This is a genomic window from Candidatus Aquicultor sp. (assembly GCF_054640775.1).
On sequence record NZ_JBTSLF010000137.1, the window covers coordinates 1 to 7036 of the forward strand.

The 7036-nt window shown below is 47.5% G+C and carries 11 protein-coding genes; 10 read left to right on the forward strand and 1 reads right to left on the reverse strand.

Annotated elements, in window-relative coordinates:
• The first annotated feature begins 24 nt into the window (after positions 1–24).
• From ACYC56_RS10765 to ACYC56_RS10790, 6 genes are all read left to right on the forward strand, one after another.
• Positions 25–990, forward strand: a complete 966-nt coding sequence (locus ACYC56_RS10765) for a ribose-phosphate diphosphokinase (RefSeq protein ID WP_461374189.1) — start codon at positions 25–27, stop codon at positions 988–990.
• A gap of 107 nt (positions 991–1097) precedes the next feature.
• A complete protein-coding gene (locus ACYC56_RS10770) occupies positions 1098–1748 on the forward strand; it encodes a 50S ribosomal protein L25 (protein ID WP_461374179.1) in 651 nt (216 codons plus the stop codon).
• A gap of 79 nt (positions 1749–1827) precedes the next feature.
• Positions 1828–2406, forward strand: a complete 579-nt coding sequence (gene pth / locus ACYC56_RS10775; RefSeq protein WP_461374180.1) for an aminoacyl-tRNA hydrolase — start codon at positions 1828–1830, stop codon at positions 2404–2406.
• 115 nt (positions 2407–2521) lie between these two features.
• Entirely contained in the window at positions 2522–2839 is a 318-nt protein-coding gene (locus tag ACYC56_RS10780; RefSeq protein ID WP_461374181.1) for an ArsR/SmtB family transcription factor, read from the forward strand.
• Positions 2840–2906: 67 nt separating this feature from the next.
• Positions 2907–3044, forward strand: coding sequence for a hypothetical protein (locus ACYC56_RS10785; protein ID WP_461374182.1), 138 nt, complete (start codon positions 2907–2909; stop codon positions 3042–3044).
• A 97-nt stretch (positions 3045–3141) separates the two neighbouring features.
• Complete coding sequence (locus ACYC56_RS10790; protein WP_461374183.1) at positions 3142–3615, forward strand: DUF4149 domain-containing protein; 474 nt, start codon at positions 3142–3144, stop codon at positions 3613–3615.
• A 31-nt stretch (positions 3616–3646) separates the two neighbouring features.
• On the opposite strand, the gene ACYC56_RS10795 is transcribed toward ACYC56_RS10790, so the two are convergent.
• Complete coding sequence (locus tag ACYC56_RS10795; protein WP_461374184.1) at positions 3647–4567, reverse strand: PP2C family protein-serine/threonine phosphatase; 921 nt, start codon at positions 4565–4567, stop codon at positions 3647–3649.
• A 287-nt stretch (positions 4568–4854) separates the two neighbouring features.
• Here ACYC56_RS10795 and ACYC56_RS10800 point away from each other — a divergent pair, with 287 nt between their 5' ends.
• From ACYC56_RS10800 to ACYC56_RS10815, 4 genes are all read left to right on the forward strand, one after another.
• On the forward strand, positions 4855–5562 hold the full coding sequence (locus ACYC56_RS10800) for a PspA/IM30 family protein (RefSeq protein WP_461374185.1): 708 nt from the start codon (positions 4855–4857) through the stop codon (positions 5560–5562).
• 43 nt (positions 5563–5605) lie between these two features.
• Positions 5606–5890, forward strand: coding sequence for a PspA-associated protein PspAA (gene pspAA / locus ACYC56_RS10805; protein ID WP_461374186.1), 285 nt, complete (start codon positions 5606–5608; stop codon positions 5888–5890).
• 22 nt (positions 5891–5912) lie between these two features.
• Positions 5913–6572: a hypothetical protein gene (locus ACYC56_RS10810; RefSeq protein WP_461374187.1), complete on the forward strand. Its 660-nt coding sequence runs from the start codon at positions 5913–5915 to the stop codon at positions 6570–6572.
• Positions 6573–6598: 26 nt separating this feature from the next.
• A partial coding sequence (locus tag ACYC56_RS10815) for a type II glyceraldehyde-3-phosphate dehydrogenase (protein WP_461374188.1) occupies positions 6599–7036 on the forward strand: 438 nt, incomplete at its 3' end.

The following is a 7036-nucleotide window of genomic DNA, read 5'->3' on the forward strand; positions in this document are numbered from 1 at the left end:
AGAAAGTTAGAGTGTGGGGAGAACATGTCAAGCGAAGAAAGCAAACGATTAATGGTATTCAGCGGTCGGTCCAATCCGGCCCTGGGAGAGGAAATCGTAGAGCACCTGGGGATCCACCTCGGTAAAGTCGAACTGGCTACCTTCAGTAACGGCGAGATTTACGTGCGCTACAAGGAGAGCATCAGGGGCGCCAATGTGTTTGTAGTGCAAACGCTGGCAGACAATATCAACAATAACCTGGTCGAGTTATTGATTATGGTCGATGCCTTAAAGCGCGCTTCCGCGCACAAGGTGTTCGCGGTCATCCCGCACTATGGGTATGCGCGCCAGGACAAAAAAGCCGCGGCGAGAGAGCCCATCACCGCTAAATTAGTTGCCGACCTCTTGACGACTGCGGGTATTGACCGTATGGTAACGGTCGACCTGCATGCAGGCCAGATCCAGGGGTTCTTCAACGTTCCAGTTGACCATCTGATGGGACTTCCGATTCTGTCGGGGTATTTTAAGGAAAAGAACTTACAGGATCTCGTGGTGGTTTCACCCGATGTCGGAAGGGTCAAGATGGCCAAGAGGTACGCCGATAAACTCGGGGCGTCTCTTGCGATATTGCACAAGACACGCCCGGCCCATAACGTTGCCGAGATCACGCATATTATTGGAGACGTAAAAGGGCATCCGTGTTTGATGATAGATGACATGGTCGACACCGCAGGAACCCTGGTAAGCGGGGCGAAAGCGATCATGGACCACGGTGCTACCGAGATCTATGCCGGCGCAACGCACGCGGTTCTCTCCGGCCCGGCGATCGAGCGAATTGAAAAATCACCGATCAAAGAGCTGGTAACCACGAACACGATACCGATTGCTGAGAGCAAGATGATCTCCAAGATCAAGGTTCTCTCGATAGCCGGTCTCTTGTCCCAGGCGATTAGAAACGTTTATGAGGACAGGTCGGTTAGCGAGCTGTTTGACGGCCAGAACCAGCTATAGGAATGTCGAATTACGAATTACGAATGTCGAATTAATGGTAGCTTGTATGATTGTAGGGCGAATGACTTGGAAATATAATTTAGCTTGGCACTATAAGGAGTGTGGATATGGATATAATCGAACTTAAAGCAGATAAGCGTGAAGTGGTAGGAAAAGAATCAAGCAAGAAACTGAGAAGACAAGGTCAGATACCCGCCGTCCTGTACAGTGATGGGGACTCGACGCCGATTATCATAAATGCGCGCGAGTTCTCAGCGCTCGTTCATTCGGGCGCGGGGACGCATGTTATCTTCAAGCTGAAACTGCCAGGCGCAAAACGGCATCCAAACGCCGTGATTAAGGAAGTACAGCGAAATCCGATACGCAGCGAGTACTTTCACATTGATTTTCAAAAGATAGCCCTCGACGAAAAAATCGCCTCGTTGGTTCCGATAGCGATTGTCGGGGACGCGCCCGGTATTAAAGAGGGCGGTGTTCTTGAGCGCCACACAGAAACTATCGAAATCGAAGGTATGCCGGAAGCAATGCCGGATCATATCGAGGTAGATGTCAGCGAGCTGCAGCTTGGGGACAGCGTTCATGCAAAGGACTTGGCTCTCGCCGATGAGCTCGAGATGCTCACCGATCCCGAGGCGGTTGTTGTGGCGATTGCTGTACCGCGTGCGGTAGTGGCTGCTACCGAAGCGGTTGAGGGAATCGCACCTGAACTGGTCGAGGGAAGTGCCGGAGCCGCGGCGCGCGAAGCAGAAGAAAAGTAACAGTGAGTCTACGGGCGCGGGGTATTGCCTTGCGCCCTTTTTCTTTATACGGATATTTATAGGGGTCGTTATCAGATTAATGTATATCATAGTTGGTTTAGGCAATCCGGGAACCGAATACGAAGCGACGCGGCACAACGTCGGCTTTATGGTCATCGACAGGCTAAGCAAGGAATACGGCATACGCCTTGACAGGAAAAGTCGCCTGGCCCGATGGGGCGAGGGCACACTCGCCGGTGAAAACGTGGTGCTGCTCAAGCCGCTTACCTTTATGAATAACAGCGGCCTTGCCGTGCGCGAGATACTAAAAGGCAAGGACGTCGAACTCGACCACCTGATCGTAGTCTACGACGACCTCGACCTCGAGCCGGGACGCATCAGGATTCGCCCCGACGGCGGGAGCGGCGGGCATAAGGGCATACAATCACTAGTCGGGCAACTCGGAAGCGGGGATTTCCTGCGGGTGCGCATCGGTATCGGCAGGCCCTCGGGTAGGCAAGACGCCAGCGACTACGTGCTGAAGCCCTTCGCCAAACGCGAGCGCGAAGAGATCGAATTCGCCATCATCAAGGCGACGGACGCCATAACCTCCATCATCCAACACGGCGTCGAACGCGCCATGAACGAATTCAACCGCAAGGAAGAAGCAGAAGCTTAGCCGCGTTCGAATCCCCTCCTCTCGACACAGTAATTCGACGAGTAGCTTGACATAAGGTAGTTAAGAACATAATATTAGTAATTACTAATATACTTAAATACATGAGGTGTTCGTCGTGAAAGAGGCAGCTGAGCTTTTTAAAGTTCTCTCTGTGGATAAAAGAATAGAAATCATTGAACTACTTAAAGAAAACCCTCTTAGCGTTAATGCATTAGCTGAGGCTTTGGGTGTAACTCAATCGGCCGTATCGCAGCATCTTCGAATACTTAAAGCCGCCGGTCTTGTAAGTGATGAAAGGCAAGGATATTGGATCTATTACTCGTTGAACAAAGACGCTTTAGAGATATGTCGCCAGAGGCTTAATCGAATTTGCACTTGCGGATGCTTAAATCATAAGACTAGTATTAAGGAAGAAGATGGTTGCGGTTGTTAAAGCCCGACCACCTTTTTTTGCTTTATATTTAAGTATATACGCAAAAACTAATAAGGAGGTGATAAAGATGGACAAGGATAAGAAGGATATTAAAGAACAACCTAAAGTTAGCCTACAGACCAAGGAAGAAGCGAAGCCAACCTGCGGCTGCGGGTGTATGTCTGTTTCGAGCCATGGGCATGCGCCTCCTGCAAAGAAAGAGTAAAAAACATGGCCTGGTCTAGTCACTCACGGTCTAGACCAGGCCAAACAAACTGTCTTAATTATTCATAAACTTTAGCTGAATAAGTTAGGAGGACAAAGTGAAAACCATAACACTAGCGACACTGAACTGGCTCCATCTAATAGCAACCGTTACCTGGATTGGAGGAATAACATTCGTGCTTTTTATCGCCATGCCGTCTGCCAAAGAGGTGCTTGGATCGGAAGCCTCAAAGATGATGGGAATTATCTCAAGACGATTTACTATGTATGCCAATTATAGCATCCTACTTTTAATTATTACGGGAGTTGCGATCGTAACTTTAGATGGAGGGTTTCCTGGTGTTGGCGGCTCTAATTCAGCCCTAGCAGGCACCTTTATACTCAAGCATATGGCGGTACTCTCCATGGTCGCTATTCACTTTTATAGAGGACTGGTGCTGGCTCCGAAAATAAGCAAAGCACAACCAGATCATCTGCCAGGATTACAGAAGCTATCGCTGAATTTGGTGAAAGTGAATTGTGCCTTAGGGTTGGGCGTGCTGCTGCTTAGCGCAGTTATAGCAGTTATTTAATCCATGGTTCTATCTGTGGATCCATTGTAGGTTAGTCTCTCCTTTTAATGCAGGTGATAACGATGTCGTCAAAAGGTAGCTCATTATTGTCTAAAATGGTCTTTTGATAGACGATAGTGACGATATCTTGGGGGTTAGAATTGGAGTTTGCGTAAAGAGCAGCTTCTAGCCGCTCGTACGGCTTATCTCTGAAGTTCTCGCTATCGGTCACGCCATCGGTAAATGTGAGGAAAACATCACCTGTTAAGAAGGGCTCAATTTTTGTTTCGATACCTAAATCAGGCACGATTCCTATTGGTAGCGTCATTCTGCTCTCAAGGCGCTTTATGTCGTCGACTTGCCTTGAGTAAAGCAGAGGAGTTTCATGACCTGCGTTCACGAAGCTTATACCATTATCGTCAATAAGGCAGCAAAATAGGGTGATAAACATGTTTTCAGATAATGCTGAGTAAATGTGAGCGTTAACTCTTGCAACAAGCTCGGTTAAGTCGCTGGTGTGCTCGAGTGCTTCCGTTATATTTTGGTGGAGCATAGCAGAGAACAGGGCCGCTGAAATACTTTTTCCCGAGATGTCTGCTATGCAAAAGAAAAGCTTGTCGCCAACGGTGGCAACGTGGTAATAATCCCCACCAAGTTCTCTTGCAAAGGCAACTTTGCTTGCTATGGTGAGATTTTTATACGAAGGCGGAAACGGTGTAAAAACAGATTTGTGGACATCTTTGGCGATCCCAAGATCGTAGCTTCTTTTCTCTTCAAGCTCTCTGATTATTCTGAGCTGAACAATTAACCTACCAATAAGTAACGCCACCAGGGTAAATACTAAGAAGTGTAAAGCTACATCGAGGCCTAAAGCAAGCCCAGGTTCTATGCCTAGTTGAGTATGAAAGATTAATTCTGCGACCGAAGCCAAAAGCGTTCCCACAGCTATTAGTGTTTTAACCCCTCTAGACATTACGCTTGCCTCTCACCAAACAATTTAACGTACCACGTATTATCTTCCTGCAGAAATCTATAAACAAGGACAATCAATCGTTGCCACTTCTACATTTACTATTATTTGTATTGCTTAATTTGAGCCCGCCCAACCAAAGAGGTTGCCGAAATATGGTTGAAATTGCTAAAGACCGAAGCCGCTTTGAATGAAGATGCCTTTTTAGGGAACAATTTCATTAAGTTACCAGTATTAGAAGCTGTCTTGTCTGTTTATACATGGAATTAATGATGCGGGAAGGTGGGCACATGGGACTTATCGATCGATTTATGAGGATATTTCGGATGAGGGCAGAGGATACGCTCGAAAAGATGGAAGACCCACGAAAAACTCTCGACTACAGCCTCGTTGAGATGAACGAGAACTTACGAAAAATCGAACGGAGCCTGCTCGACATATCAACGGCCAAACAAAAGCTTGTTATGCAACGGGATGATCTTGCGGGAAATATTGGGCGCTACAATGGCCAGGCAAGACAAGCTTTAGAGTTCAAACGAGACGACTTAGCGCAGGTTGCTATCGGCAGAAAGCAGGAGCTAGAGCAACGTCTGGGAGAAGTTGAACAAAACATGCAAAGGGTTGAGCAGCAGATGTCCTCACTTGAATCAGGCAGGGATTCTCTAAAAGCAAAAATTGAGTCGTTTAAGGGCAGAAAAGAAGAGCTTAAGGCGATGTATGGTGCCGCAGAAGCGCAAGTGAGGATTAAAGAAACGCTTACCGGCATATCTGAAGAATTAACCGATGTCGGCCAGTCGATCACAAGAGCTGAAGATCGTATTAAAGATATGCAGGCGCGTGCCGGGGCAATCGATGAACTGATTGCAAGGGGCGCAATTGAGGATGTTTTAGGCGAGAGCAAAGATGAGGTTCAGCGTGAGCTTGAGAGGCTTGGTCGCTCAAAGGCGGTTGAAGAGGAGCTAACTAGACTTAAAAAAGAAGTCGGCCCGGCGGCTTAATGATTCACTTTTATTTAAATACCACGTGAAAGGGGTTATTAGCTTGATTATCCGAATAACAAATGACGGTCAGTATCGTGTAAAAGCCGACGAAGAGCAGGTTCTTCGTGAGATAGACGAAGTTGATAATCAAATCGTTCAGTTATTTGAGAAGACAGAAAAAGAATTTCATGCCCTCATGAATAAGATGGTTGAGATAGCGAGGAAGAATTCAGAAAGACTGCCAGAAGAGAGCATTGAACCATCCCAATATGTGCTGCCGCCACAGGATTTAAGTTTGTGTGAGGGGTATGAGATCTTTAAAGGCGTAGGGATAATAGCGGCGTAATATATGGAGGCGCTTTTTAAAAATGATGGGTCATCATGGAATGGGTTTTCTCTTCAGGCTTGTAGATGAGGTTCTCGAGCAGAACCGCGCGAATCGCGAGCAAAAGCCCAGGGAGCTAAGTGAAAAAGAACAGCTTGTAGAAGAACTAAATATTATGTATGCAAGCGGCGACATAGATGAGGAAACCTTTGATCGCATGAGGATTGATATAAGGGTTGGCAAGGTCACCTGGCAAGATCTGCAGCAGCTTAAAAAAGAAGCGGCTGAAAGAAAGTTTGCAGAGATTCCCGAAGAACGGGATTTAAAGAGGGCAAGATCGGATATCGAGAAACAAAGAGGCGCCCTTCTACGGGCAAAGGAAGACTCATCTGCACTTGTCGCTGACCTTAACAATCGTCTTGTGGGATTGAGGGCAGAGGCTAATGAGCTAGAGAGCAAGGCTCGTGAGGCTCTTAAGACCGATGAAGCCGCTGCCAGGACGTATTTAGAGCAAAAGCAAGATGTTGAGGATAGAATCGGTAAAATAGAACAACAATTAAATGCCTTACGCCGTGACTTGGAGCGAGTCGAAGAACTAGATACGGTACTTGATGAGAAAGAGGAAGAGCTTAAGATACTTGAAGCCAGAGGTCGACTTGCTGCTCTAAGAACCCGCATTCAAAAACCTAAAGAAGCTGGATAATCATTTTAACAAGGAGAGGATTTTATATGGCAGGGGAAAAAGTTCGCGTAGGTATAAACGGCTATGGTGTTATAGGAAAACGGGTTGCCGATGCGGTGGCTAAGCAAGATGATATGGAGCTTGTGGGGGTCTCAGATATCATCCAGGACTACCGCATCCGGGTCGCTGCAGAGAGGGGATACCCCATTTATGCGTCTGTTGCTGAGAAGCGGTCCATGATGGAGGAGGCCGGCATCCCGATCGAGGGAACGCTCGGTGAGCTGCTGGGTAAGGTGGATGTCGTTGTAGACTGCACGCCGAAGGGTATCGGTGCCAAGAACAAGCCAATCTACGAGAGCGCTGGAGTTAAGGCTATCTTTCAGGGAGGCGAGGAGCACGAGTTAACCGGTCTTTCCTTTACCGCTCAGGTCAATTACGCCGATGCGCTTAACAAGCAGTATGCCCGTGTGGTATCGTGCAACACC

Coding starts and splice junctions, on each gene's coding strand:
- ACYC56_RS10765 (WP_461374189.1), top strand. CDS start 25: ATGTCAAGCGAAGAAAGCAAACGATTAATGGTATTCAGCGGTCGGTCC.
- ACYC56_RS10770 (WP_461374179.1), top strand. CDS start 1,098: ATGGATATAATCGAACTTAAAGCAGATAAGCGTGAAGTGGTAGGAAAA.
- pth (WP_461374180.1), top strand. CDS start 1,828: ATGTATATCATAGTTGGTTTAGGCAATCCGGGAACCGAATACGAAGCG.
- ACYC56_RS10785 (WP_461374182.1), top strand. CDS start 2,907: ATGGACAAGGATAAGAAGGATATTAAAGAACAACCTAAAGTTAGCCTA.
- ACYC56_RS10795 (WP_461374184.1), bottom strand. CDS start 4,567: ATGTCTAGAGGGGTTAAAACACTAATAGCTGTGGGAACGCTTTTGGCT.
- ACYC56_RS10800 (WP_461374185.1), top strand. CDS start 4,855: ATGGGACTTATCGATCGATTTATGAGGATATTTCGGATGAGGGCAGAG.
- ACYC56_RS10810 (WP_461374187.1), top strand. CDS start 5,913: ATGATGGGTCATCATGGAATGGGTTTTCTCTTCAGGCTTGTAGATGAG.